21 protein-coding genes, 2 tRNA genes, 1 other RNA gene, 1 pseudogene and 1 other annotated feature are annotated in these 25,044 nt (G+C 49.7%); of the genes and pseudogenes, 8 read left to right on the top strand and 17 right to left on the bottom strand.

Features of this window, described 5'->3' with window-relative positions; all coding sequences use genetic code 11:
• Positions 1 to 215 precede the first annotated feature (215 nt).
• The 16 genes from P6M73_RS01500 to P6M73_RS01425 form a co-directional block, all read right to left on the bottom strand.
• Positions 216 to 1,724, bottom strand: coding sequence for a glycine betaine uptake BCCT transporter (locus P6M73_RS01500; RefSeq protein WP_277854410.1), 1,509 nt, complete (start codon positions 1,722 to 1,724; stop codon positions 216 to 218).
• A gap of 1 nt (position 1,725) precedes the next feature.
• On the bottom strand, positions 1,726 to 3,039 hold the full coding sequence (locus tag P6M73_RS01495; RefSeq protein WP_277854409.1) for a glycine/betaine/sarcosine/D-proline family reductase selenoprotein B: 1,314 nt from the start codon (positions 3,037 to 3,039) through the stop codon (positions 1,726 to 1,728).
• A gap of 12 nt (positions 3,040 to 3,051) precedes the next feature.
• A complete protein-coding gene (locus P6M73_RS01490; protein ID WP_277854408.1) occupies positions 3,052 to 4,377 on the bottom strand; it encodes a glycine/sarcosine/betaine reductase component B subunit in 1,326 nt (441 codons plus the stop codon).
• A 168-nt stretch (positions 4,378 to 4,545) separates the two neighbouring features.
• On the bottom strand, positions 4,546 to 5,226 hold the full coding sequence (locus tag P6M73_RS01485; RefSeq protein WP_277854407.1) for a TetR/AcrR family transcriptional regulator: 681 nt from the start codon (positions 5,224 to 5,226) through the stop codon (positions 4,546 to 4,548).
• A gap of 354 nt (positions 5,227 to 5,580) precedes the next feature.
• Complete coding sequence (locus P6M73_RS01480) at positions 5,581 to 6,390, bottom strand: amino acid ABC transporter ATP-binding protein (RefSeq protein ID WP_277854406.1); 810 nt, start codon at positions 6,388 to 6,390, stop codon at positions 5,581 to 5,583.
• Between the two features lie 9 nt (positions 6,391 to 6,399).
• Positions 6,400 to 7,095, bottom strand: coding sequence for an amino acid ABC transporter permease (locus P6M73_RS01475; RefSeq protein WP_347276309.1), 696 nt, complete (start codon positions 7,093 to 7,095; stop codon positions 6,400 to 6,402).
• 16 nt (positions 7,096 to 7,111) lie between these two features.
• A complete protein-coding gene (locus tag P6M73_RS01470) occupies positions 7,112 to 7,909 on the bottom strand; it encodes an ABC transporter substrate-binding protein (RefSeq protein ID WP_277854405.1) in 798 nt (265 codons plus the stop codon).
• Positions 7,910 to 8,382: 473 nt separating this feature from the next.
• Positions 8,383 to 9,747, bottom strand: coding sequence for a sodium-dependent transporter (locus P6M73_RS01465; RefSeq protein WP_277854404.1), 1,365 nt, complete (start codon positions 9,745 to 9,747; stop codon positions 8,383 to 8,385).
• A gap of 393 nt (positions 9,748 to 10,140) precedes the next feature.
• Positions 10,141 to 10,512, bottom strand: coding sequence for a Rid family detoxifying hydrolase (locus P6M73_RS01460; RefSeq protein ID WP_277854403.1), 372 nt, complete (start codon positions 10,510 to 10,512; stop codon positions 10,141 to 10,143).
• Positions 10,513 to 10,524: 12 nt separating this feature from the next.
• Positions 10,525 to 11,121, bottom strand: coding sequence for a recombination mediator RecR (recR, locus tag P6M73_RS01455; protein WP_277854402.1), 597 nt, complete (start codon positions 11,119 to 11,121; stop codon positions 10,525 to 10,527).
• Positions 11,122 to 11,123: 2 nt separating this feature from the next.
• Complete coding sequence (locus P6M73_RS01450) at positions 11,124 to 11,465, bottom strand: YbaB/EbfC family nucleoid-associated protein (RefSeq protein WP_277854401.1); 342 nt, start codon at positions 11,463 to 11,465, stop codon at positions 11,124 to 11,126.
• A gap of 47 nt (positions 11,466 to 11,512) precedes the next feature.
• Positions 11,513 to 13,141: a DNA polymerase III subunit gamma/tau gene (dnaX, locus tag P6M73_RS01445; protein ID WP_277854400.1), complete on the bottom strand. Its 1,629-nt coding sequence runs from the start codon at positions 13,139 to 13,141 to the stop codon at positions 11,513 to 11,515.
• A 115-nt stretch (positions 13,142 to 13,256) separates the two neighbouring features.
• Positions 13,257 to 13,516, bottom strand: an RNA gene (gene ffs / locus P6M73_RS01440) — signal recognition particle sRNA large type.
• Positions 13,517 to 13,519: 3 nt separating this feature from the next.
• A tRNA-Ser gene (locus tag P6M73_RS01435) sits at positions 13,520 to 13,609 on the bottom strand.
• Positions 13,610 to 14,018: 409 nt separating this feature from the next.
• Complete coding sequence (locus P6M73_RS01430) at positions 14,019 to 14,519, bottom strand: YkvA family protein (RefSeq protein ID WP_277854399.1); 501 nt, start codon at positions 14,517 to 14,519, stop codon at positions 14,019 to 14,021.
• 116 nt (positions 14,520 to 14,635) lie between these two features.
• Positions 14,636 to 14,872, bottom strand: coding sequence for a YdbC family protein (locus P6M73_RS01425; protein WP_277854398.1), 237 nt, complete (start codon positions 14,870 to 14,872; stop codon positions 14,636 to 14,638).
• A 328-nt stretch (positions 14,873 to 15,200) separates the two neighbouring features.
• Here P6M73_RS01425 and P6M73_RS01420 point away from each other — a divergent pair, with 328 nt between their 5' ends.
• The 3 genes from P6M73_RS01420 (at position 15,201) to P6M73_RS01410 (ending at position 16,961) form a co-directional block, all read left to right on the top strand.
• Positions 15,201 to 15,923: a VTT domain-containing protein gene (locus P6M73_RS01420; protein ID WP_277854397.1), complete on the top strand. Its 723-nt coding sequence runs from the start codon at positions 15,201 to 15,203 to the stop codon at positions 15,921 to 15,923.
• Positions 15,924 to 16,012: 89 nt separating this feature from the next.
• A complete protein-coding gene (gene lgt, locus P6M73_RS01415; protein WP_277854396.1) occupies positions 16,013 to 16,843 on the top strand; it encodes a prolipoprotein diacylglyceryl transferase in 831 nt (276 codons plus the stop codon).
• Positions 16,844 to 16,886: 43 nt separating this feature from the next.
• A tRNA-Arg gene (locus P6M73_RS01410) sits at positions 16,887 to 16,961 on the top strand.
• A 106-nt stretch (positions 16,962 to 17,067) separates the two neighbouring features.
• Here the strand turns inward: P6M73_RS01410 and P6M73_RS01405 are convergent.
• The gene (locus P6M73_RS01405; protein WP_277854395.1) at positions 17,068 to 17,580 is read right to left on the bottom strand and encodes a tryptophan transporter; all 513 of its coding nucleotides are present in this window, start codon (positions 17,578 to 17,580) and stop codon (positions 17,068 to 17,070) included.
• Positions 17,581 to 17,709: 129 nt separating this feature from the next.
• Positions 17,710 to 17,952: a binding site (T-box leader), on the bottom strand.
• A 286-nt stretch (positions 17,953 to 18,238) separates the two neighbouring features.
• Between P6M73_RS01405 and P6M73_RS01400 the strand changes: the two genes are divergently transcribed.
• From P6M73_RS01400 to P6M73_RS01380, 5 genes and pseudogenes are all read left to right on the top strand, one after another.
• The gene (locus tag P6M73_RS01400; RefSeq protein ID WP_277854394.1) at positions 18,239 to 19,330 is read left to right on the top strand and encodes an NAD(P)H-dependent flavin oxidoreductase; all 1,092 of its coding nucleotides are present in this window, start codon (positions 18,239 to 18,241) and stop codon (positions 19,328 to 19,330) included.
• A 315-nt stretch (positions 19,331 to 19,645) separates the two neighbouring features.
• Entirely contained in the window at positions 19,646 to 21,436 is a 1,791-nt protein-coding gene (locus P6M73_RS01395) for an IS1634 family transposase (protein WP_277853149.1), read from the top strand.
• Positions 21,437 to 21,874: 438 nt separating this feature from the next.
• Positions 21,875 to 23,565, top strand: a pseudogene (locus tag P6M73_RS01390) (IS1634 family transposase).
• Complete coding sequence (locus P6M73_RS01385; RefSeq protein WP_277853886.1) at positions 23,565 to 23,789, top strand: hypothetical protein; 225 nt, start codon at positions 23,565 to 23,567, stop codon at positions 23,787 to 23,789. The pseudogene P6M73_RS01390 and the gene P6M73_RS01385 overlap by 1 nt, the downstream one beginning before the upstream one ends.
• Positions 23,790 to 23,952: 163 nt before the next feature.
• The gene (locus tag P6M73_RS01380; protein ID WP_277854393.1) at positions 23,953 to 25,044 is read left to right on the top strand and encodes a YjiH family protein; all 1,092 of its coding nucleotides are present in this window, start codon (positions 23,953 to 23,955) and stop codon (positions 25,042 to 25,044) included.

Below are 25,044 nucleotides of genomic sequence, written 5' to 3'. Positions count from 1 at the left end.
AACATCAACATCAACATCAACTGAAAACTGAGACAGCTCAGGCCTTCGGCTGAGTGCAAAGAAATCCTTGGAGGAGTGCATAAAGCCAGCCAAGAACAGATTAAATCATATCCTGAATGAGTAAACCGGCCTGGGAAGTCTTCCCGGGCCGGCTGCTCCTTTATTCATTCAGAACGGTTGTCTCCGGCTTTGACTTTCCGGTGCGTTCTGAAGTGCTAGAGTGTTTCCTCGCGCAGAGCCTTGAACAGAGAGGCAATGGCGAAGAACATGATAAAGATAAAGGGGAAAGCTGCGATAACCGAAGCGGTCTGAAGCGGAACCAGGCCGCCTGCCAGAAGCAGTGAGGTCGCCAGCGCGGACTGAATCAGTCCCCAGGTAATCTTCTTGCTGTTGGAAGGATTGAGGTCTCCGCCTTGGGTGAACATTCCCAGCACAAAGGTGGCTGAGTTGGCCGAGGTAACAAAGAAGGTGATGAGCAGGAAGATGGCGATGAAGGACAGGACCTGTCCCAGCGGATACTGGGAGAAGACTTCGAACAGTGCCGTTTCCGGAACTTTGGCGATTTCCGCCATTTTCTCGAGCCCGATCTTGTTCTTCATATCGATGCCCATGGCACCAAAAATGGCAAACCAGACCATGGAGGTCACGGCGGGGGCCACCGTAACGCCCAGGATGAATTCCTTGAAGGTCCGGCCGCGGGAGATCCGGGCAATAAATGATCCGACAAACGGTGCCCAGGCAATCCACCAGGCCCAGTAGAAGACCGTCCAGCCATTGATCCAGCCATTGTCTCCCAACAGGTTCAGATGGAGTGAATCAGAAATGAAGTTCTGTATATAGGCACCCATCCCTTCCGTGAAGGTGTTCAGTGTAAGGAGCTTGGGTCCGACCAGGAAGCTGGCCACCAGCAGGGCGCCTGCCAGGTACAGGTTGATATCGCCCAACAGCGCGATTCCCTTTTCAATGCCAGCCACCGCCGTCCAGATGAAAATGACGGTGATGATGGCGATGATGATGAGCTGTACCGTCGAATTGTTGGGAATGCCAAAGACCTTGTTCAGGCCTGAATTGATCTGCATCGTGCCCAGTCCCAGGGAGGTGGCAACACCGGCTACAGTGGCAAAGACCGCCAGGATATCGATGAGCTTTCCGATGGGGCCGCGCACGCCTTTTTCTCCGATCAGGGGGACAAAGATGGAGCTGATCAGCCCGGGATAGCCTTTGCGGAACTGGAAGTATCCCAGTGCCAGACCGATGATGGTGTAGTTCGCCCAAGGGTGGAAGCCCCAGTGCTTGAACGAGGCCTGAATGGCAAAGGTTGCCGCTTCATTGGAGCCTGGTTCCAGGCCCATGGGAGCTACCAGATGGGACAGAGGTTCCGCAATGCCCCAGAATACCAGCCCAATTCCCATTCCGGCGCCAAAGAGCATGGCAAACCAGGATTTGGTGGAATAGTCCGGCACCGAGTCATCCGGTCCGAGTTTCAGCTTGCCATACTTGGAGAAGGCGATGCCCAGCGCCACAACGACGAAGGCCAGCATGGCAAAGAGATAGAGCCAGCCGAAATGAACCTGCAGGAACTGGAGTATCGTATCCATGGACTTGCCGAAGGGACCGCTGAACAGCAGCCCTGCGGCAGAAATCGCCAGGACGATAACCAGGGAAACGAAGTATACCGTATTGTCTTGTTTGGGGGCCAGTGAGCCCTGGCGATCCTTTTCCATTTTACTTCACCGCATAGATCTTCTGTTCGGAAATGTCATCCGTCAGAGCTTCAAGGGCAGTCCGGACTCTGGAAAGGCGCAGCTTCCACTGAGCTTCCGCGGAGGTCGCAGGATCTCCGAGCGGATAGGGAATCGAAATGGTAGGTACAATCTTATTTGCGCCCACTGTGGAAGCAACCGGAATCAGGTTGCACATCTGAACAATGGGGAATCCGGCTTTTTCAAGTTCTTTGACCATCGTTGCACCGCAACGTGTGCAGGTGCCTCACGTGCTGGTCATGATGATGGCCGTGACGCCGTCTTCTTTCAGGAATGGAATCATTTCCTTCGCCATGCGGGCAGCTTCATTTTCGGTGGTGCCGGTTCCGACGGTGGAATAGAACCAGGGGTGAAGCCTGCCGATAAAGCCTTCTTTCTCAAAATGCTTCATGGCATCCACGGGCATGATGACATTGGGATCCGCATCAGCGGCAGCCGGGTCAAATCCGGCATGGATGGTTTTAAATTCTCCTCCCTTGAGACGATCCATCTGTGAGATGTCGTATCGTCCCCAGCGGGTTGCGGAAGCGGACTGAATCCGGTCCGGATTGTCCACCGGAACAATTCCGCCGGTGGTAATGAGGGCAACGTTTGCCTTGGTCAGATCCTGAACGGCCGGTGCCACGGGAACGCGTTCCTTCAGGCGGATGGGCAGTTCGGTCTCAAACGCTTCGCCATTGACTTTTTTCAGCAGCATGTCAATGACGCGATCCACAGCGGGACGTCCCTCCGGCAGCCATACCTGGTGACGAATGCCGCGAAGGAAGAAACCGCCTTCCTCCTGAAGAATCTGAGTTTCACCGGCCAGCAGGCGCTTGGCCAGACCGACAATGGCGGAAACGTCATCTTTCATGGAGGCTGCGCTTCTGCCGCCGGGCATGATGTAGAGATCCTGCTTGAACATCTCGACACCCGGATTTTCTTCATGCATGGAAGAAACAGCCATAACGCCATATTTATTCTGGACATGTCTGGCTACGGTTCCGCAGGCCACGCCATAGCGTCCTGCCTGGAATGCCGGCCCAGCCAGCAGGATATCGAAGGATTTGCCCTCCAGCAGAGCGTCGATCTCTGCCAGTGCCGCTTCGGTATTGGATCCCATGTAGTTGTCGCCGCAGATGATGGCGCCGATGATTTGTGCGTCGCTGCCCAGCATGGCTTTATAGGCCAGTGCAGGACCTTTGATGTCTTCACGGAACTGCGGAGCGACATCCGCCATATCTTCCCCGCCAATGCCGGCGAAAAACTGATTCAGGTATAACAGAACTTTTTTCATTTCCCGATCCTCCTAAAATTCTTTCATGGTCTTGGGAGACCATCCGATGATCCGGTCACCGCAGAAGGTACTGTTGTTTTCAATAATGATGCTGCCGTCTTCGCGGACTGTCGGTCCCAGAAGCTCATCGTAGGCCCATCCGCCGGATAATCCGTCGCGGCCGGCTGCTTCCAGCTCACCGATGACATGGTCCATGGCCGGGAGCTCAATCAGCTCCGAGACATTGCCGGTGGAGACAATGGCATCTGCCAGGACATCCAGGGCAACCAGCGGCTGGCTCTTGCCGTCCCGGCCGGTACATTCGTTGGTAAGTCCAACCGTTTTGACGCCGGCTTTTTCCAGCTCAACGAAGCAGGCAATGAAGTCCGCGTCCGGATTGCCGTAGCCTTCTTCCGTAAGGATCGCTCCATCTGCGCCGATAATATTCGCCAGCTTGGCTACTGCCTGTGCGGAACGCTGTTTCTGCTCCAGCGATACGTTCAGGTTGGACATGATCACGCCGAGGAAATTCAGCGTCTTGCCATGTTCTTCGTACAACCGCGTGATCACCGGATTATTCTGGTAATCGAAGGTAGACCACTTGGAGGAACAAGGCATGAAGGAACCGTCAATCATGGCTCCGTCCAGCACTTCGTTGGGGTGTACCAGGCTGGGAATGAAATGGTTTAAATCCCATCCGTAGAGCAGTGCATTGTAGCCCATTTCTTCCATCTGGGACTGGGGCTGCATGACATAGACAATAGCCGGCAGGTTTTCCACTGCTGCTTCCCTCTGACGAACAGAACCCAGTTCATAGGTCACCAGCTCATCTTCCGTTTCCTGGCCCACAGAGAAAGCCAGATACTCGGCAAACCGGTGGGTCGCCCAGCGCAGCGCGTGGTTCTTTTTCTGCTGTTCTCTCTGTTCAAAGAGCTCATCGGTATCACACACCAGGCAGATGTTGATGAGCTGGGAGAAATGAGTCAGCTTGGCGCCTTCTCCGCTCATATCGATAATACCATCTCCGAAGGATCCCCAGTGCATGCCTACGCCCAGAACGGAAACCCCTTTCAGACAGTTCGTCCGGCCAGTGCCGACCTGAACCACATCTCCGGTTACTCCCGGGAAGGCGGGACGTCCGTCGGTCTTAGCGCGTGGCTCGACGGCTTCCTTGACCGGAACGATTCGAGTGGAATCCCCGGGTCTTGCGATTTCGATGTCACACTCGGTGATGTGCTCATCTTCTTTGACGTACTGGATGGCTTCCTCTTTGTTAATTGTGAGAATGCCCTTGCTGAAGAATGTCCGGTCGCCGAATACGACGTCCTGGACCTGGTAGTTGGCCAGCTGTAATTTCATACAATTTCCCTCCTGGAATACAGACGATGTTCGTTGCTAAGGACAGTATACTAAACGTTTTCCCGAAAGTAAACATGTTTATTTTATAAAATAGTTTATTTTTCATTCTCGTTTGCTTCCTGCCAAAAAACAAAAAAACAGCTGCGCCAGCAGCTGAAATTTGTATAGCTAGGATGATTTGAATGATACCGATCGATCCAGGAGCCAGCCAAGAAAGGCCACCAGTTTCTTCCCTTCCCGGATCCGCTTATCCTTATCCCAGTTTGAGACAATGCATTCGGAAAGCTTGCCCCGGAACAGTGCGATCATCATTTCATTGAGCAGCAGCAGTTCCGACTGGGGCAAACGGATCTGATGGGCTTCGATGACCGGTGCCAGTACCGACATGTTCCGGGTTGGCAGGCTGCAGCCCTTCATCATTTCCTGAATATCCACCGTGTGCTCATTGAGCTCCTCCGGAAACATCTTGAAATAAAACTCAAAGAACTCGCACAGGGAATACCGCGGAGTCTTAAAGAACAACGCTTCGTAGATCTTCGGGCGCTCGAAGGAATAAAAGCAGAAGCACTCCCAGATGGCCAGGAATCGCGCCCTTGGTTCCTTGATGGGCTCCACATCATGCTTCAGGCTTTGATGGTAATCCTGGAGATACTTGATCGAGGCAAACCCCACCAGGTAATCCAGATTCTCAAAATAATTGTACAGAGTCGCCGGATTATAGCCGGCCAGCTTGCTGACTTTCCGTACCGTGACAGCTTCAATGCCTTCAGATTCAATGATCTGATGCACGGCCTCCACAAAGTATGACATGGTGCGGATCCGCTGGATGTCCTTATTGCTCAGTTCCAAGGTACTTCTCCCCTTCCGGTCCGGGCAATGCATCACCCGGAGCTCAAATCATCGAGACAGACCCTCCCAACCGTTCGGTCCGCTCCCAGTGATCTGCTTCAATTCTCAACTATTTTAACATAAATCAGCCCCTTTGGAATCCCGGACCATCCGACATCCCTCGAATCTCATGAACAGAGCATGATCGACTTCCACTGACCCGGGCTGGTCGCCTTTCTCTGGTTCTGCTCATGCCAAAGGGACTGGATCGCTCCAATCCCTTCGGTTCTTATTTACTTGGATCTTTTGTCCTCGAATCATTTGTACTTGGATTTGAACTTGGATCAGAAAGTATTCCCTGGGAGTAATCCTGACTTAGTCAATGAACTCTTTCTTCTGGGCACCGGTTGGTTCTTCGGATTTCCGGGTTGACTTCAGGTACTTGGCAAGGAATGTCCTGGTTCTCTCGTTGTCCGGATTGGTGAAAATCTTCTCCGGAACGGCATCCTCGACGATCGCTCCTTTGTCCATGAAGATCACTCGGTCGGAAACGTCCCGCGCAAAGCTCATTTCATGGGTAACCACCACCATGGTCAGTCCGGAATAGGCCAGGTCCTTCATAACCTGAAGAACTTCGCCAACCAGCTCCGGGTCCAGGGCAGACGTCGGTTCATCAAAGAGCATGATTTCGGGTTCCATCGCCAGTGCCCGGGCAATCGCCACCCGCTGCTTCTGGCCGCCGGAAAGTTTGGACGGATACTGGTCCCGCTTCTCCCACAAACCAACTTTCTTGAGCAGGTCTTCTGCCTTCTTCATGGCTTCTTCCTTCGGCATCCCCTTGACGGTCACCGGTGCTTCAATGACATTTCCCATGACGGTCAGATTGGGAAAGAGATTAAACTGCTGGAACACCATGCCGACTTTTGAGATCGCCCGCTTGACTGATTCCTTGTCATAGGGATCCATCTGTTCACCGGCAATAAAAATCTGACCGGATGTCGGGGTCTCCAGGTTATTGAGACAGCGTAGGAAGGTACTCTTTCCGGAACCGGAAGCGCCAATGACGCAAACCGCCTCATTCTTATGGATCTTTACACTGAGATTCTCAAACACGGTCAGGTCGTCAAACTTCTTGGTCAGGTTGACCGTTTCAATCATGACTGGGTTGTTTCTGTATTCAGACATTGCTTCCTCCTAGTACACAGCCAGCTTCTTTTCCAACCGGCCAAACAGGAAGGTCAGAATCGAGGTGAAGAACAGGTAAAATGTGGCTGCGACGGCATAGGCCGGGATCGGATTGAAATCCCGGGAAGTAATCTCGTGCGTCAGCTTCAGAACTTCGGTCAGAGCAATCGCCGCAACCAGCGAGGTATCCTTGAGAAGCGTGATGAATTCGTTGCCCAATGTCGGGAGAATGATCCGGACGGTCTGGGGAATCACTATGCGCTTCATGGTCTGCCAGTGGCTCATACCCAGTGCTTTGGCGGCCTCAAACTGTCCCTTGTCAATGGCCTGGATGCCGCCGCGGATGATCTCCGCCATATAAGCGCCGATATTGAGGGATAACCCAATGACCGCCGCCATGTACGAACTGAGAAAAATATTCATTTTGGGAAGTCCGTAATACAGGAAGTAGAGCTGCACCATCATGGGAGTGCCTCTTAAAAACCAGGTATAGAATGAACCGAGTTTTTTCAGAATCCAGACTTTGGACATTTTCATCTGAGAGACTACCATGCCGATGATGGTACCGAACAGAATGCCAAAGATCGTGAGAGTCAGCGCGACCGGGGCTCCCTTCCACACCTGGGGAAAGTAGTTCAGATAATCCTGAAAGAATTTCAGGATCTGATCTGGCAGAGATGCTGCCGCCGTGTGTAGTATGATCACTGTTTCCTCCTATTTTCTACTTGAAGATATCCATGCCGAACCATTTTTCTGAAAGCTGAGCCATGGTTCCATCCGTCACCATCTCAGCCAGAATTTTATCGATCTCGGCTTTCAGCTTGGGAGAGTCCAATGGGATGGCAATCCCGACCGGACCGGCTTCCATAAGCTCATCCAGCATGACATAGTTTGTAGCATCTGTTTTCATATAGTATGCGCCGACTACGTTATCGGTGACAACGGCATCCACCCGGCCTGCGGAAAGATCCAGGAGCGCTTCGGCCACCAGTTTGTATTTCTGTACGCCGCCCAGATCGGTCCGGGTTGTGGTCCAGTCCTCAGTGGTTGAACCCTGCTGAATTCCCAGCTTCTTGCCGGCCAGATCCGCAAAGCCCTTAATGTCCTGGTTGTCCGGGGAAACGATGATGGACAGTCCGACAGCAGGGATATATGGTTCACTGAACAGAACGCTCTTTTTCCGGGCTTCTGTAATATTCATGGTAGCAGCGATGGTATCAAACCGGTTAGCGGCCAGACCTTCGGTGATTCCGGCAAATTCTGTGGTCACAATTTCCAGCGTGACGCCCATTTTTTCGGCGATGTGCCGCATCATGTCCATGTCAAACCCGACGATTTCCTGTTTATCATTGGTAAATTCCATCGGGGGGTAGGTCGTCTCTGTACCAACCCGGAGTTTACCGGCCTTCTTTACCGCATCGAGCCGGTCTCCGGCTGCAGCGGGTGAGCAGGCAGAAAGACTTGCCAGGACCATAGTGGACGCGATGATCAGGGATGCTGTTTTTAATACTTTTTTCAATTCACTCACCTCTTGTATAATTATGCTAGTCTATAACCTATTATAAGGTTCAATGTCAGATTATAAAGTTAAAATTCCATAAATTCAACAAAATCCTGTATAATTATACATTCGATTTTAAAAATCCTTTACCGTCTGATAATCTTGCATTCCACAGGCTCTGCAGGAATAATATGATAAAATTTAACTACTAATTTCCCAGCTCCACCAGGCAGAAATTGGCCTGTTTTAATTCGGCGGAAACATTGACCGCCTGCCATTTCCCACCGGATTCATACCAACCCGATTTCTGATGCATAGGAACTGCTCCACCAGGCAAAAATTCACACACACAGTTCTCCGGTACTAATGACCTTCGACTCCAGGATTCGGTGATGAAGTCTGTTCGACTTCTCCTTATGAAGGATTAATAATGGCACCTGACATTAGTCAGGTGCCATTTTCCGTTCATAAAGAACCGGTCGGACCGAGAATTACTGGCCGATCAACTTGGCCAAGACTCCGGTCTGCTGCAGGAAGACCAGCGCCATCATCAGAGGAACACCGACCATCATGGACATTTTCCAGAATCCGCCGATGGCGAAATTATTCTTGGAACCAATTTTGATTTCCTTGAAGGCATTGTCATAGCCCCAGACAAAGGTGATGAACAGGGACATGAAGACTCCACCCAGAGGGAGCAGGATGTTGCTGGTCAGGTAGTCGAGGACATCAAAGAAGTTCTGTCCGTCTTTGCTGAAGAAATAAAATTTCTGTTCCCAGGGTCCGTTGGACAGGGAAGCACCGATCCCGATCACGAAGCACAGTCCTGCAAAAATCCATACTGCTTTAGTTCTGGACCACTTCAGGGAATCCATTGCCCAGGATACCGGAACCTCCAGGAGTGAAATCGCCGAGGTTACGGCGGCGAAGAATACCAGGACGAAGAACATCAGTCCAAAGAGATTGCCCAACGGCATGCTGGCAAAAATGTTGGGCAAGGTACCAAACATCAGACCAGGGCCTGCGCCCGGCTCCTGATTGAAGGCGAAAACTGCGGGCATAATCGCGATACCGGCCAGCAGAGCTGCCAGGGTATCAAGGGCTGGAATGGTCAGCGCATTGCTGGGCAGGTCTTCGTGACCTTCCAGGTAGGAGCCGTAGGTAACCAGTGTACCCATGCCAAGCGACAGGGAGAAGAAAACCTGGCCCATCGCCTTCACCAGAACATCCAGATTGAATTTGCTCCAGTTGGGGATCAGGAAGTATTTTAACCCTTCCATAGCACCGGGCAGCGTTAAGGACCGAATCGCGATGATGATAAGGAACAGGAATAACAGGGGCATCATGATTTTGGATGCTTTCTCAATACCGCCGGATACGCCGCCCAAAACGATGAACAGAGTAGCTGCCATGAACAGTCCGTGCCAGATCAGTGGTTCATAGGGGTTCGTGATGAATGATACGAAGTATCCCATCTTATCCGCCTGCTGAACTCCTCCCATGATGTACTGGAAGATGTACTTGATGACCCAGCCGCCTACGACGGAGTAGAACGACAGAATAAGGAATCCAGTCAGTATGCCAATTCCTCCGATAAATCCAAATTTCGGATTGATCTTCTTATAAGCGCCATACTGATTGAGTTTGGTTGCCCGGCCGATGGAAAGTTCGCCCAGCATCATAGTAAAACCTAATAAGATTACGATTCCAAGATACACCAGAACAAATGCGCCGCCGCCGTTGGCTCCGGCCAGATAAGGGAATTTCCACAGATTGCCTAATCCAATGGCTGATCCTGCCGACGCCATAATGAAGCCGAATCTCGACCCCCACGCGCCTCTTGAATTGTTTTCCATACTGCACCTCACTTTTGAAAATAATTCCGTTGGTTACATTCATTATATTCACACTGATTCTTGTTTTAACATTTTTTGAGTAAATGCAAATGGAAATTGATGAAATTAAGTTATGCCGTCCACTTAGTGTTATTCCGTTCATTATTTATCCCATTTTAATGTCATTTATGTCAAATGAGAACATTGATAATCAACATCCAAAATCCAGGACTTTTCATCCTAAACTGATGCTTATCCTTCAAGAGGATGAACGTAACTTATCACGAAACTTACGTAAACTATCCCTTCCGATTCGTTTCATTTTGCCTAATTCAAAATCAAAGTCCTCGTGCTCTGTCAAACCAACTAAAAAAGAACCGTGCGAAAATCGCACGGTTCTTTGTGAAACATTAGTTAAATATGGGCAATCGCTTCAATTTCGATGCGGGCGTCCTTCGGCAGACCGGCCACAGCGAAACAGGAGCGGGCTGGCTGATTCTCGGTAAAGAATTCCGCATAGACTTCGTTCATCGCAGCAAAATCGTTCATATCTCTTAAGAAGACTGTGACTTTGACACACTGTTCCATGGAGGATCCGGCCCCTTCCAGAATGTTCTTCACATTGGTCAGGCAGGCTCTGGTTCCGTCAGGAATGTTTTCCTGCATAACGCCGTCCTTCATGGGCAGCTGTCCGGAGACAAACACCAGGTCACCAATTACATTGGCATGGGAATACGGTCCTACGGCTGCCGGGGCATTGTCTACTAAAATTGCTTTCTTTTTCATTTCAGTACTCCTTTAAATCTCTTTTCGGCCTTCCATGGCCTTTGATAGCGTTACTTCATCGGCATAGTCCAGGTCTCCGCCAACCGGCATACCGGATGCGATGCGGGTTACCTTGATCTCCAGCGGGTGCAGCACCCGGGAAATATACATCGCGGTTGCCTCTCCCTCAATGGTGGGATTGGTGGCTACAATGACTTCCTCAACGGCTCGGTCCATCCGGGCAACCAGTTCCTTGATCCGGATGTCCTGAGGACCTCTGCCCTGCATCGGGGAAATGTTGCCATGCAATACATGGTAGACGCCGTTGTAATCCCTGATCTTTTCGATGCTCATGATGTCTTTGGGCTGTTCCACGACGCAGATTGTGTGATGATCCCGGCTCGGGTTGGAACAGACGGCACAGGGATCCTTCTCCGTGAAATTACCGCAGACGGAACAGAATTTCAGGGTGCCTCGGGCTTTAATCAGCGCTTCGGCAAACTGAGTGACTTCCTCCTGCGGCAGATTCAGTACATGCAGAGTCAGGCGCTGCGCGGTTTTATAGCCGATTCCGGGGAGCTTGGCAAACTCATCGATGAGTTTCTCAATCGCTGCTGGGTAAAAATCCATGATTAAAACATTCCGGGAATGTTCATGCCTCCGGTCAATTCACTCATCAGATTGGCCGCTTCCTCTTCCGCCTGCTTGATCGCTCCGTTTACTGCCAGAACAATCAGATCCTGCAGCATCTCAATATCATCCGGATCAACCACTGACTGATCCAGGGTCACCGAAACCAGTTCTTTTTTCCCGGTCACAACCGCTTTCACCGCGTTGCCGCCGGCAGATCCTTCATAATTCTTGCTTTCCAGTTCTTTCTGCTTTTCTTCCATCTGCTTCTGTGCTTTTTGCACCTGCTTCAGCAGATTATTCATGTTTCCGCCACCCGGGAAACCACCGCCAAATTTGGCCATTTTTCCATTCCTCCGTTGAACTAATCTTTCTAAATTATAGCATAAGGCTACGGGATAATATCAATGTCCGTCAATTCCTGCTCCCGAATGATCTCCTCCAGGGGCCTTTGGCTGGCGAGGCCGCCTTCGGATTTCACTTTCAAATCCAGCTGGATCTTTTCGCCCAGAATCATGGAAATCGTATCTTCCAGTACAAGCCGAAACTCGTTCTTTTCCAGCCGTTTCTTGTTATGACTGTATTTCTCCGGGAATACCAACGTGATCACTCCATTTTTGACCGAAGCGATCTCCCCTTCGAACAGGGAAGCCCGGATCACCATCTGGCGTTTGGCTCGAAGAGCTTCATCGACTTCATTCCAGGCACTGCGCACAGTCTGCAGCGTCAGCTTGGATTCGGGATTTTCCATAATGGCGGTCCGTTCCGGTTCGCTCTTGGCCGGCTCCGGACGGGGAGTTCCCTGACGCTCGACGGCCGCTTCAGGCTTGGCCCGCGCTGCCGGCGAAGCCAGTCCGGCTTCCAGTCCCTCCTTGAGCTTTTCCTCCAGATGATTCAGGCGGGACAGCAGTGAATCCATGCCGTAGTCCATTTCGCCGTTGCAGATCTTAATCAGGGCGAGCTCCAGGTAGATTCGTCCCTGGGAGCTCCGCTTGCTCTGTTCTTCCGCGGTCTGCAGGATGCGGATGACCTTGATGATTTCCTGATCCCGTATCATCAGCGCCTGCTCCTTGTATCGCTCCAGGTCTTCCTGCGCGGCCTCCACCAGTTCGTCCGGATTATTCCGGATGACTTTGGTGATGAGCATATTGCGGAAGTGTTCCAGTAAGTCTCGGGTTATAAAATACGGGTCTTTGCCGCTGTCGGTCATGGTATCTAAAACCATCAGAGCCTTCTCGATGTCTTTTTTCAGGATGACATCGGTCAGTTCAAAGATCTTGGCTTTCCCCATGAGTCCCAGCATACCGATGACGATTCCGTAATCCACTTTCCCATGCCCCATGGAAATGCTCTGATCCAAAATCGACAACGCGTCTCGCATTGCCCCTTCCGATACCCGGGCAATCAGCGCCAGACTTTTATTGTCTGCCAGGATCCCTTTTTCATCGACGATCTGGCGCAGACGCTCTTCGATGTCCGATGCTTTGATGCGCCGAAATTCAAACCGCTGACAGCGGGACAAAATCGTGATCGGAAGCTTCTGCGGATCCGTCGTGGCCAGAATAAATACCGTATTGTCCGGCGGTTCCTCCAGCGTCTTCAGGAACGCGTTGACGGCACCCATCGTCAGCATATGGGCCTCATCCAGGATATAGACTTTGTACTTCCCTTCCTGCGGCGGATACTGCACCTCATCGATGAGATCGCGGATATCATCCACCTTATTATTGGTTGCTGCATCCTGTTCCACAACGTCCAATGACAGGCCGGAATCAATCCGGAGACAGTTCTCACAATGGTTGCAGGGCTCTCCGCCTTCAAGGTTCAGACAGTTTAATGCTTTTGAAAGGATTTTTGCGCAGGTGGTTTTGCCCGTTCCCCGGGTTCCGGAAAACAAATAGGCATGGGCGACCCGCCCGGCGATGATTTCATTTTTCAGAGTCGTAGTGATATGTTCCTGACCGATGACATCTGAAAATACTTTCGGTCTCAGTTCACGATACAGTGCGGTATAGGCCAAATCCAATCCCTCCTTGCTCTTCTTCTATTATACAGGAACTGTTCCCGGCTTATGCTCTTCCTTCCGGAAAATAAAAAAAGCCACTGAAACAGTGACTTTTTTTATATAGGGAACACCGTGCACCCGGCTTCGACCAATACGATTCATTGTCGCCCAGGGTTAGCTCAACCCAGGTTTGCCACGGCACACATAACATTCCGATTTATCGCTGCTACCTTCCGGTCCTGACGAGGTTCACCGGCATATGTTGCGTGGGACCAAGATCTCAACACCACTTCCTGAGTGCAGCATAAATCATACGGCCTCTGCCGGGAATTCGACCCTGCTGTAGCGATCGCAGGTTACAGGGCATCGCTGGTTCCCCATCTAGCACGGTTATGGCGGAGAGGATGGGATTTGAACCCATGATAGAGTTTCCCCTATACACACTTTCCAGGCGTGCTCCTTCGGCCACTCGGACACCTCTCCGTATTTACGTTATCCCAAATGGACAACAAAGAAATTATACTTGAAATCCCGACCCGGTGTCAATGCTTTCTCAAAATTTCTTCCCAGATCCCTGGCATGGTACATCCTCTCCCCCGCCAGAAGTTATCAAGTCCCTACCAATCTCCCATCCTGTCTCTGATCCCCTCAATCCCCGAGAAATTCATTCTCAGATGTGAATCCGCTGGCCTGAATCAAAAACCTGTTCCCTGTTCCAGTCCCTATTCGTGTTCCTGTTCTCTGCTCCTGTCCCTGTTCCTGTTCCCGTTCCCTGTGAATCCATCATTTCTTTTACTTGAAGTCCTGTGAGATAAGAAAGGAACTTCAGACTGCAGACATCTCTTCTGTCGTCTGAAGTTCTATTGGCGTTTCAACCCTGGAGGAAATGGAATCAATCCCCCAGATCGGAATGATCCGTCTCGTCCAGCGTTTCAAATTCCACGTTGATGTAAGATTGAGGAACCTCATATCCCGGCGCGGACAGTGGCTGGTCTGACTTTAAGAGTCGCCAGTTTCGATAATCTTCCAGATCCTGAGTCAGCTGTTTCCACACAAAATTTACGATGAACACATCGTCGATCATTCCAAACCAGGGAATAAAATCCGGAATGGCATCCAGCGGTGAGATCAGATACAGGAAAACACCAACAATGGACAATACGGTTCGAACCGGAAGCCTGCGGTATTCCCCCTTCCGATAGTCATTAAGCATCATCCAGAGAAGCTTCAGGCGATTGGCGATATCCTGCAAGGGACCGCTGCCTTTTCCTTCCATGACTTCTCTGGCATCTTTCAGCATGGACTTGAAACGATCCGGGTTCTTGATGATCTCCTCTGCTTTACCGATCATGTCATTGAATATCTTTATTGACCGGGCTTTACTCACTCGCATATGTTCACCTCACTCGACTGTGATTGCTTCAGTGCCTCAGGCTGATTGGAAATGACAGGCTTCGATCGGGATCTTTGATTTTGAATCCTTGGAGTCAGTTCCACCCTCAGGCGTTCTTATTTCTTATCGTAACGTTCTTTCAGCGCCTTGTATAGAAGTTCTCCTTCCTCATCGGTCAGCGTCACACCTTTTCCCATCTTGCCTTCACCATGGTTCCATTCCCGCAAATCGAGCTTAGGCTGTCTGCCATTCCACGCCACCAGATTTATTTCCTTGGTCCATCCTTTGGCATTTTTTGACAGTACCTGGATGGTTTCGCTGATCTCATAACTGAATTCTTTATCGTCTTTCATGTTTATCACCTCCAGGATAGTATCGTCTCATTCCTAAAAATTAAACAGTATGACCTGGCTTTGCAATCCTTGCAGGATCATAAGTCCGTGGTTTACGGCTAATCCGAAACAGATGTTCAACATCTAAATCAGGGAAGTCAAAGCTGCAACTGACCCAACTGCCGGCAAAAAATCCGTCAACTTCGGGAAGCTACTATCATCGTACTGAACAAAGGTGTCGAAAAGATGAAAGAAATTTGCAGTTTCTTTGAAATTTCCCTTTTTCTTCATTTCTGGCTAATCAAATTTAGCTAAAATGTAGTTACTTATCCAGGAAAGGAGGCGGCTCATGATTCAGTTTATCCGAGAAACCCTAAACTATTTATCCAGTCTTCCGTATCATCTGGATCAACTGTTTTCCCAGGCAGGAATCATCCCCTATCTGATTCTGTGGATTAATCTTTTTTTGGAAACCGGCGGTCTGATCTTCAATTTCCTGCCGGGCAATTCCATTGTACTGGCCAGCTCCGCATTTTCCGCCACCTCCAGGAACGTCCAGATTGAAGTTCTGATCCCGTTGTTTTTATCCGCTACTCTCCTGGGAGATATCACCAGCTTCTATCTGGGCCGGTTTTTCGGCAGGAAATATCAAAAACAGCACCGCTTCCATTTCATCAATCAGGATCACTTTGAGGCGGCCCATGATTACTTTGAGGAAAATGGCCGAAAAACTTTTATTTTCTCCCGTTTCATTCCCATCTTCCGTGGAATCATGCCGTTCGCTGCCGGGTTTACTCAAACCGAGCCATCCCACATCATGCCCTTTCTGACTGCAGGAGTCATATTCTGGAATACAGTATATATATCCGTCGGATACTTCTTTGGAAACCTGCCTGGAATGAAGGATAATTTCAGCCTGCTCATCGGCATGATCATGCTTGTGACCATGATCCCCACCGTGATTCTGGTATCACACGGGTATAAGAAACTAAAAGCTTCCGTTCAAGAAAAACGGCAGAAGCGCGAACCCATCCATGAAACTCCGCCGAATTCCACCGATACGGAAGAATAACAGCCGGAACAGCTGACTTCGAACCGACCGGTTCGCCCACTGCTATGTGCTATAATCAGAAATATGAAAATCACAGGAGGAACATTACTTTGGATCCAGTAGCCTTTCGCTTCTTCGGTATTGACATCATGTGGTATGCCGTACTGATCATGGCCGGTGTCCTTCTAGGACTCCTGGTCGCAAAATTCAATACCACTCGGGCCGACCTGCAGCTCAGCTTCGATGACTTTCTCGATGCGTTCCTGTATGCGTTCCCTTTGGCCATCATCGGCGCCCGACTGTATTACGTCGCCTTCGAATGGTCGAACTATAAAGATCATCTGATTGAAATTCTCAACATCCGTGGAGGCGGCCTGGCCATTCATGGCGGACTGATCGGAGCGGTGGCAGGGGTTATTCTCTACAAAGTGATCAAGAAAAAGCCCACTGCCTATATGCTGTCCCTGGCGGATGCTGCCGCTCCCGGATTGATCCTGGCACAGGCCGTTGGCCGCTGGGGCAACTTCATGAACCAGGAAGCTCACGGCGGACCGGTAACGAAGGAATTCATCCAGCAATTCCCAGCCTTCATTCAAGAGGGCATGTACATCAACGGACAATACTTCCACCCCACCTTCCTGTACGAGTCGACCTGGAACATTCTGATGGGCATTCTGCTGATTGTTTTATTCTGGAAACGGAAGAAACACCATGAAGGAACCATTCTGGCCTGGTACATGATCCTGTACTCCCTGGGACGCTTCTTCATTGAAAGCCTGAGGACAGATTCTCTCTGGGTCGGCGGACTTCGAACCGCTCAGCTCATTTCAGTCATCATGGGCTCCCTCGGAATTTTGTACCTGATCTATCAATACACCCGAAAGCCGAAGGAAATGCCCGCTCCGACAGAGGTCGAAACAGATCCACAGGATGTCAAATAATTTGACGCTCTGCTGGATTTAGTTTAAAATTACTGATGTGTCCGCTCTCATAGTTCAATGGATAGAACAGGCCCCTCCTAAGGGTCAGATACAGGTTCGATCCCTGTTGGGAGTACCAGATCAATCATAATAAGCTGAAACCGGGTGATTACATCACTATCGCGGTTTCAGCTTATTTTTATCTTTATCTCGTCTGTGATATCAATCGACCATTTTGCTGTTCATCAACCTAAGGTATGAATCGGCAGGCGGAGGCGGTCCAAAGCTTTTCCCACAACTGCTGCCAGAATGGTATTGCTGATCATTGCCGGAACAACCACGCCAATCAAAAGAACCGAAAAAGGTGCTGGCAGTTGAAAAAAGACCTGCGCATTGAAAAGAAATATTGAACCACTGATCAACGTCCCGATGGGGGTAATCAGAACCAGCCGGCTGACCGGCCGAAGGTGCCTGACTTGTTGCAGCAGCAGATAGACCATGGGGGCCGTGATCATTTTATCCACCAGGTTTGGGATCTGTCCAAAGGGAAACGTTGTGGTCAGAGCGGTCAGAAGTCCTGCGGCAAGGCCGATCAGGCAGGCGCTCTTCAAATCTTCCATTTGCATCAGCGCCAGAAACATCATTGCCAGAAAGGGATCAGGCTTCATATTGCCCAAGGGAAGCCCTGGCATCATCATATGCAGGAGATACCCCATAGCCAGGAGGAGAGCGGCGGTTACCAGTTTTTTTGTGTTCATCAGAAAATACTCCTTTGTTCGATTATTGGTCCAGTCTGATTCATCATCTTGAGTTTCTGCTGACTTTCAGGTCATCTCCGTTTCCCTCCCTTCGTAGAAAATGAGCATATAAAAAAGAGCTTCATCCCTGAATAGGACGAAGCTCTCTGCTCGCGGTGCCACCTAAATTGGACCCTATGGATCCCACTTTGTCAGATACGGTAAAATATCTTATCCCTTGTATCGGTGGGCATCCGTCAGTTACTACTCTCCTGCGATTTCGGACTGCTTCTATCTGGTCCATTCCTCCGGTCGTCCACTGTCCGTATCCCACCGCCACGGACTCTCTGAAAATAACCTTACTGAAGTACTCTTCCAGTTCAATGAATTGCTTGATTCAATTACCCCTATTATAGCCTCGTGAAATCAAATATTCAAGCAAAAATCCTTCGTAAAAAATAACTTATTTTCAGTCAAGGTGCGGAATCTGGTCATTCGTTCCATCACCTGTCCCCTTCCCGGGTCCTCCAGAATCCGTTGAGTTGAGGCAAAATAGCGGAGTGAAGCACGTCAGATAAAATGACCTGCCAAATTTTCACGCCGACAACAGATGTTTTGATTATCAAACTAAATTGCTATATAATAGGCACTGAACCATGAAATTAAACATATCAGGAGAATGATCATCATCAAAAAATTAAATGAACTACGAATAGGCGATTTGGTTGCGAAAGTTCCGATTCTTCAGGGAGCCATGGGCATCGGGGTATCCCTGTCCGGTCTGGCTGCCGCGGTGGCCAACGCCGGAGGAATCGGCGTCATTTCCGGAGTCCAGACGGGCTTTCGGGAGCCAGATTTCGTTACCAACAATTTTGAGGCGAACCGACGGTCCATCATTGCCCAGATCCGTAAGGCCAGAGAACTGACGGATGGAATCATCGGCATTAATGTCCTGGCTGCCATGAATAACTACAAGGAACTCGTCATGACAGCAATCAACGAAGGGATCGACCTGGTGGTTACCGGTGCCGGACTCCCCCTGGATCTGCCGGAACTGGTCGCTGGCACCAAGACCAAAATCGCTCCCATTGTCTCATCCGGCAAAGCTGCCGGCCTGATTTCAAAAGTCTATGACAAGAAATTCCAGCGGACAGCCGACCTGTTCATTGTGGAGGGGCCGGAAGCCGGCGGTCATTTAGGCTTTAAGAAAGAAGAAATGGAAAGCGGCAGCTACAAGACGCTGGAGCAGTTAATTCCGGAAGTCATCGAAGCGATCCGCCCCTACGAAGAAAAATACGGCATAAAAATACCTGTCATTGCCGCTGGAGGCATCTTCACCGGTCATGACATCGCCAAATTCCTCAAGCTGGGGGCCAGCGGAGTTCAGATGGCAACCCGCTTTGTCGGCACGGAAGAATGCGACGCCCATCTCAACTTCAAAATGGCATACGTCAATGCCAAAAAAGAGGACATCCGACTGATCAGCAGCCCGGTGGGAATGCCCGGACGTGCCATTCAGAACGACTTTACCCGAACCCTTGACCAAGGCCGGATCCGAGTTCGGCGCTGCTATAAATGCCTGGCTCCCTGCGATCCAAAGACCACACCTTATTGCATTTCCGATGCCCTGATGAGTTCAGTTCAGGGAGAGAACGGCCTGGTGTTTGCCGGCAGCAATGCCTACCGTGTCAATGAAATCGTCAAGGTCCAGGATCTTATCAATGAACTTGTCAGTGAAGCGGAACAGGATCTGGCATCAGACCAGCCGTAATAATCCATCCTGACTCCCCCAATCCTTCCCAATCACCCCTATGATTCGGGAACAGAATGAAAGAGAAGTAATCACCTGATCTGCCCAGTTGGTAGGTCAGGTGATTTTTTATTTATCAATTTTCATGGATGACAGCCCGGTTTCATCCCAAATTACCATCCAGCCCCTTGATATTCTGAGTTTTGCAAACAATTATACTAATAACGATCTTCATACTCGTGAAACGCTTGTAATATCTGAGAAAATCAGCTCTTTCCCTCTTGTTATCCCCTCCTGTTATTAGTATAATTATACTAATAACAGGAGGGGATAACAATGGCTCGTCCCACTGATTCTAACAGCCCTTACCGGGTCTCGATCCATCACAATAATGGATACCACTATGCCAGTACACAGCCGGCCAGAGTGAACCCAAAGACCGGAAAACGAGAATACCGCCACGTTTATTGGGGGACGGTAACAGATGATCTTAAGTTCATTCCGGGGAAGAACTATCTTCTGGAGTCAATCGAGGAACGAGGCAAGCTCGTCTTCCCGGAAGGCTGGGATCTAAGTGAAATTGACAAACTGTCAGGACGGCGGAAGACGGGAAGGCCGGTTATTGAAAGTCAGGATGAGAACCGGCTTTACGGCGACATCTGGCTTTTAGAGAAGATTGCGGAGCAGACCGGCCTGAGATTCGACCTCATGAGCACATTTGACGGAGATAAGGAAAAAGTAGATACCCTCATGACACTGGCCCTCTATCTACTTTGTGGACGAGAGACCTATAACCAACTGGCTTCCTGGCAGCGCATAGCAAAAACACCACGGGCAAAGCCACTCTCTTCTCCGTATATTACCAGGTTTACCCAGTCCATTACAGAGCAGGATCGCATGGCGTTCTTGCGTCTGCGGGCACGCCGACTCCACGACAATGAGGTTTGTGCTGTCGATTCCACAAGCTGTTCCAGCTACGGACACTCGCTGGCAGATATCCATTACGGGCGGAACAAAGAACATCTGCCCCTTCCACAAACCCTGGAAGTAGTAGTCTACACCTTGGATGGCCACATGCCAGTCTATTATCGCAGCTTTGCCGGAAACACCCCTGACTCCCGAAGCCTGGCCGTGATCCTGAAGGATTTGAAACAGGCCGGCATGAAACGAATCATCCTGATCACTGACCGGGGGTATGAATCGATCCGCAATCTGGAACTATACATCGACCAGCAGCAACGCATGATCATGGGAACCAAAACCGGCCAGAAACATGTTCGTCAGTTGATCGATGAATTCGGAAACTTCGGCCACCACCCGGAGGGTATGCAAGTGGATCCGGAGGAACGGATCTACTATCTGCAGAAAGATATGGATTACCAGATCGAAGGGCAGCGTGACAACGTCAAGAAAGCAGAAAATCTGAAACTGAACCTGTACTTTGATCCCATCCGCCGAGGCAATGAACTAACGGATCTGGACATTGCTCTGGCAGCTCAGAGAGAAGCCTTGGAAGCGTCCCTTGTGAATAAAATTCCTTTGGACGATGATGAAACGCTGAAACAGGCTTTCCGGTTTTATCGTTTGAAGTACAATGCGAAAACTCGAATCCTGGAGGACTTCAGCCTGGATGAGAATAAGGTCATCCGGTGTCGGCGAGAAGCAGGTTTCTTTGCCAACACGACCCATGGTTTGGACATGGATGCGTTGAGTGCTAATCGGCATTACAGGCTGCGGGATGAACAGGAGAAGTATTTTGCCCTGATGAAAGGGGTCCTGGGAGCCGACCGCCAGCGAACATCAACGGAAACCGGAAAGATTGGTCGTTCCTTTATTCTCTTTGTTGCCCAGATCATGGGCTGTTACCTAAGCCATGTCCGCAAAACAAAGCTGGCTGAACAGTTTCACTCGGTAGCGGATGTGTTAAACGAGATGAGGCCGATTCGCTGTATCGAGCACCCCAACACGAAGGCGTACATTACCCCGTTTGTGGGGAAACAGGTCGACATATGCGAAGCTCTTGGCTTTGAGATCCCTGAGGGATGCGCCCCGGACTACGTGGTGAAAAAGACGAACAAAGGTAAGCGTGGACGTCCACGCAAAAACCCCTTGGTCGTCAAGGATTAATTTCTAGTATAAAACGCTGTAAAACTCAGATTGATATGCTCATCATTATTGTAATATGATTTCTATAGGCAATGCTCATGGCTCCCACTGCGCAAGGTTGTGGACCGGTCAACAGGAGGTGATTTGACACTGAACATGCCATTGCCGAATTCCCATCAAAAATCTGGTATATCAAAAGGAGTGAGCAGGATGAATAACACTAAAAAAAGTTACAGTTCAACCGACATTTTACTATTCTTACTTTTCTCAGCCATCGGTATTTTCATGTTCTTTGTCCCTGTGTTTTTTACCTTAACTTCCTGAATTAATAACACTAAAGAAATTTCATCGTCAAAAAAAGTTGATCAAAGCCCATGAATACAGTCTTTAATGGTTGTACTCATGGGACTTTTGTTATACAATATTTAGTATTAAATAACACTAAAGGAAGTACCCGAAATGTATCTTGATTGTGTCGTTGATGTACCTGATATTCCAGGGAAAATAACTCATCAGAAAAAGAAAAATGCGGTCTATATCGACTTCGAATACGAGCGGATCTATTATCCGGAGCGAAAGTATACCATCCCTAAACGAGTCACCATCGGCAAACAGGATCCGGACAATCCGGAGCGAATGGTACCCAACGAGAATTTTTTGAAGTATTTTCCCGAAGTTGAACTTCCGGTCCAAAAGAGTACAATTCGTCGAAGCTATACCCTCAAGGTTGGGGCATTCATTGTCCTGCAGCAGATCGTTGAAGCCTACAAACTGCCTGAGCTGCTGGGCCGATACTTTAACTTTCCTGATCTGGGCCTGTTTTTGGATCTGGCGATCTATTCGATCATCTGCGAAAACAACGCCTCTCAGTATTATCCCGACTATGCTTACAACCATCCCCTGTTCACGGAAAACATGCATATGTACAGTGATTCCAAGATCTCCGGCTTCCTAAGCCAGATGAGTGATGAGCAAAGTATGGGGTTCTTGAATGACTGGAATGCAGCCAGAGACCATCGAGAGAAAATCTATATTTCGTATGATTCCACGAATAAGAATTGCCAGGCTGGAGATCTTGAGCTGGTGGAGTTCGGACACCCGAAAGTCGATCTGGGCTGTCCCATCTTCAATTACGCGATTGCCTATGACACCAGCAATCAGGTCCCACTATTCTATGAGGAATATCCCGGCAGTATTGTAGATGTTTCCCAACTGCAGTACATGCTTGATCGTGCCTATGCCTATGGCTATCGCAAAATCGGGTTTATTCTTGACCGGGGCTACTTCAGTCGCCAGAACATTGAGTACATGGATCAATATGGCTATGACTTTGTCATGATGCTCAAAGGGAGAGCCAAGCTGGTCAATGAACTGATCATGGCGCATCGGGGGAGCTTCGAAGAGAGTTGGAATCGTAGGGTGAAAGCCTATGATGTATCGGGCATTACCGTCCGGCATAAGCTCTATGAGTCCGATCGAAACGACCGCTATTTCCATCTGTTTCACAGCGATGAAAAGCAAACCTGGGAACGCTCTGCATTGAAAGCAAAGGTCGAGCGCATGGCTGCTCTCATGGCTCCTTATCAGGGGAAAGTGATGAGTGTGCCGGAGAGCTACAATCAATATTTTGAGGTCTTCTATGATCAGGATGGGACCTTCCTCGCCCTTAAAGAGAAGGAAGCCGTGATTGAACGCGAGCTGAAGCTTTGCGGATATTTCGTCATTGTGACCTCAAAAAGATGACCGCCGAGGAAGCGATCACCTTGTATAAGGGGCGTGATGTATCGGAAAAGTTATTCCGTGGAAGCAAGTCCTATCTGGGCAACAAGAGTCTTCGGGTCCACTCCAACGAATCAGTATCGGCTAAAATCTTTATTGAGTTCGTTGCCACAATCATTCGAAGCCGTCTGTACACTCTACTGAAAGCGGAGATGGTAAACAACGACCGTAAAGCCAATTACATGACGGTTCCAGCCGCGCTGCGGGAACTGGAAAAGATTGAGATGACGAGGATGGGAGATGGCAACTATCGCTTAAGCCACGCGGTGACAGCCACGCAGAAAGCAATCCTGAAGGCCGTCAGACTGGATGTGGCAAACATAAAGACCAAGGCAAATCAAATCAATGAACGGTTGAGAGGAGAACTATAATGCCAAGAGGACCCAAGATCCTGATTGATGAGAAAATAAGGAAATCCGAGGCTGCCCTGGCCAAAGCCAAGGCCAAATATGACGCGGAAGCGGCTGTACTGAAGGAACTGCTCCAAAAGAGACAGGCAATGAGAGACCGGGAATTAATGGAGGCGATCGCGAAAAGCAAGCGCTCCTTTGAGGAGATTCTGGACTACATCAAAAGGGATTCAGATGCAGATTAATTGGGTCAATTCGATCTTTAGTGGGAAAATTTCAGGAAGTTAAGGTTTTAACAACACCAGCAGTATTCCCCTGGACCACATAGTCACCGCCATCAAGAAGATTCCCAACTACAATCTGATCTTTGGTCTGATCATGGTCATCGCCGGCGTCGTTTATTCGACCATGAAAAAAAGCTGGGCTAAATCAACCTCCGCCATGATTTTTTATATTCTGAAACTGGTTGCCCTGGTTTTCGCCTTCCTGTTTGTCACAAAAATGGGACCGGCTGCCATTCATGAAAAAAATATGCTGCCCCTCATCTGGAACAGCATACTGGTATCCGTCGCCACCATCGTTCCCATCGGATCAATTTTCCTGGGATTCATTACTGAGTTCGGTCTGATGGAATTTATCGGCGTCTATATGGAAAAAATCATGCGTCCGATCTGGCGCACTCCGGGCCGCTCGGCCGTTGACGCCGTCGCTTCCTTCGTGGGCAGCTACTCCCTGGCTCTGTTGATCACCAACCGGGTTTATCAGGAAAAACGCTACACAACGAAAGAAGCCGCTATCATCGCCACTGGTTTTTCCACCGTTTCCGCCACTTTTATGATCATCGTGGCCAAGACGCTGGGCATTATGGATCGATGGGTCTTTTACTTCATTTTGACCGCCGTCGTAACCTTTGTGGTCACAGCGATCACTACGCACATTTATCCCCTGTCAAAAAAGCCTGATACTTACATCGATGGCTCACCGGCAGTAAAAGAAGAACAGAAACCCATCACCTTCAGCCGCGCGATGGGCGAAGCTATGGATGTTTTCCATCAATCACCCAGCGTCGGCAAAGTCATGATGAACAACTTCATCGACGGCTTCAAAATGGCTCTGAATATTGCCCCGTCACTGCTTGGTGTTGGCATGCTCGGTCTTCTGATCGCCAGATATACTCCGATCTTCGACATCATCGGCTATATTTTCGTTCCCTTTACCTATCTGACCATGACGCCAGAACCCTTCCTGACCGCACAGGCTCTGGCTACCAGCATCGCTGAAATGCTTCTGCCCGCTGCCTTTGTGGTGGATGCTCCGCTCATGACCCGGATGCTGGTCGCTGTTGTCAGCGTATCCGAAATCCTGTTCTTCTCAGCCTCCATCCCCTGCATGATGGCAACAGACATTCCCCTGACGATGAAGGATTACATCATTCTCTGGGTGGAACGGGTTATTCTCTCCATTCTGGTCACTGCCCCCATCCTGTTGATTCTCCTCTAA

The organism is Anaerococcoides asporogena (assembly GCF_029590275.1).
GTDB lineage: Bacteria > Bacillota > Clostridia > Clostridiales > Clostridiaceae > JG1575.
Note: the sequence above shows the minus strand (reverse complement) of the source record. Positions and strands in the feature narration are given on the sequence as shown.

Bases quoted from the DNA above. Each gene is read 5' to 3' on its own strand.
- P6M73_RS01380 (WP_277854393.1), top strand. From the start codon at position 23,953: ATGAAAAAAAGCTGGGCTAAATCAACCTCCGCCATGATTTTTTATATT.
- recR (WP_277854402.1), bottom strand. From the start codon at position 11,121: ATGGATTTTTACCCAGCAGCGATTGAGAAACTCATCGATGAGTTTGCC.
- P6M73_RS01480 (WP_277854406.1), bottom strand. From the start codon at position 6,390: ATGTCTGAATACAGAAACAACCCAGTCATGATTGAAACGGTCAACCTG.
- P6M73_RS01430 (WP_277854399.1), bottom strand. From the start codon at position 14,519: ATGCGAGTGAGTAAAGCCCGGTCAATAAAGATATTCAATGACATGATC.
- P6M73_RS01420 (WP_277854397.1), top strand. From the start codon at position 15,201: ATGATTCAGTTTATCCGAGAAACCCTAAACTATTTATCCAGTCTTCCG.
- P6M73_RS01450 (WP_277854401.1), bottom strand. From the start codon at position 11,465: ATGGCCAAATTTGGCGGTGGTTTCCCGGGTGGCGGAAACATGAATAAT.
- P6M73_RS01490 (WP_277854408.1), bottom strand. From the start codon at position 4,377: ATGAAATTACAGCTGGCCAACTACCAGGTCCAGGACGTCGTATTCGGC.
- P6M73_RS01395 (WP_277853149.1), top strand. From the start codon at position 19,646: ATGGCTCGTCCCACTGATTCTAACAGCCCTTACCGGGTCTCGATCCAT.
- P6M73_RS01385 (WP_277853886.1), top strand. From the start codon at position 23,565: ATGCCAAGAGGACCCAAGATCCTGATTGATGAGAAAATAAGGAAATCC.
- P6M73_RS01400 (WP_277854394.1), top strand. From the start codon at position 18,239: ATGATCATCATCAAAAAATTAAATGAACTACGAATAGGCGATTTGGTT.
- P6M73_RS01465 (WP_277854404.1), bottom strand. From the start codon at position 9,747: ATGGAAAACAATTCAAGAGGCGCGTGGGGGTCGAGATTCGGCTTCATT.
- P6M73_RS01425 (WP_277854398.1), bottom strand. From the start codon at position 14,872: ATGAAAGACGATAAAGAATTCAGTTATGAGATCAGCGAAACCATCCAG.
- P6M73_RS01405 (WP_277854395.1), bottom strand. From the start codon at position 17,580: ATGAACACAAAAAAACTGGTAACCGCCGCTCTCCTCCTGGCTATGGGG.
- P6M73_RS01460 (WP_277854403.1), bottom strand. From the start codon at position 10,512: ATGAAAAAGAAAGCAATTTTAGTAGACAATGCCCCGGCAGCCGTAGGA.
- P6M73_RS01500 (WP_277854410.1), bottom strand. From the start codon at position 1,724: ATGGAAAAGGATCGCCAGGGCTCACTGGCCCCCAAACAAGACAATACG.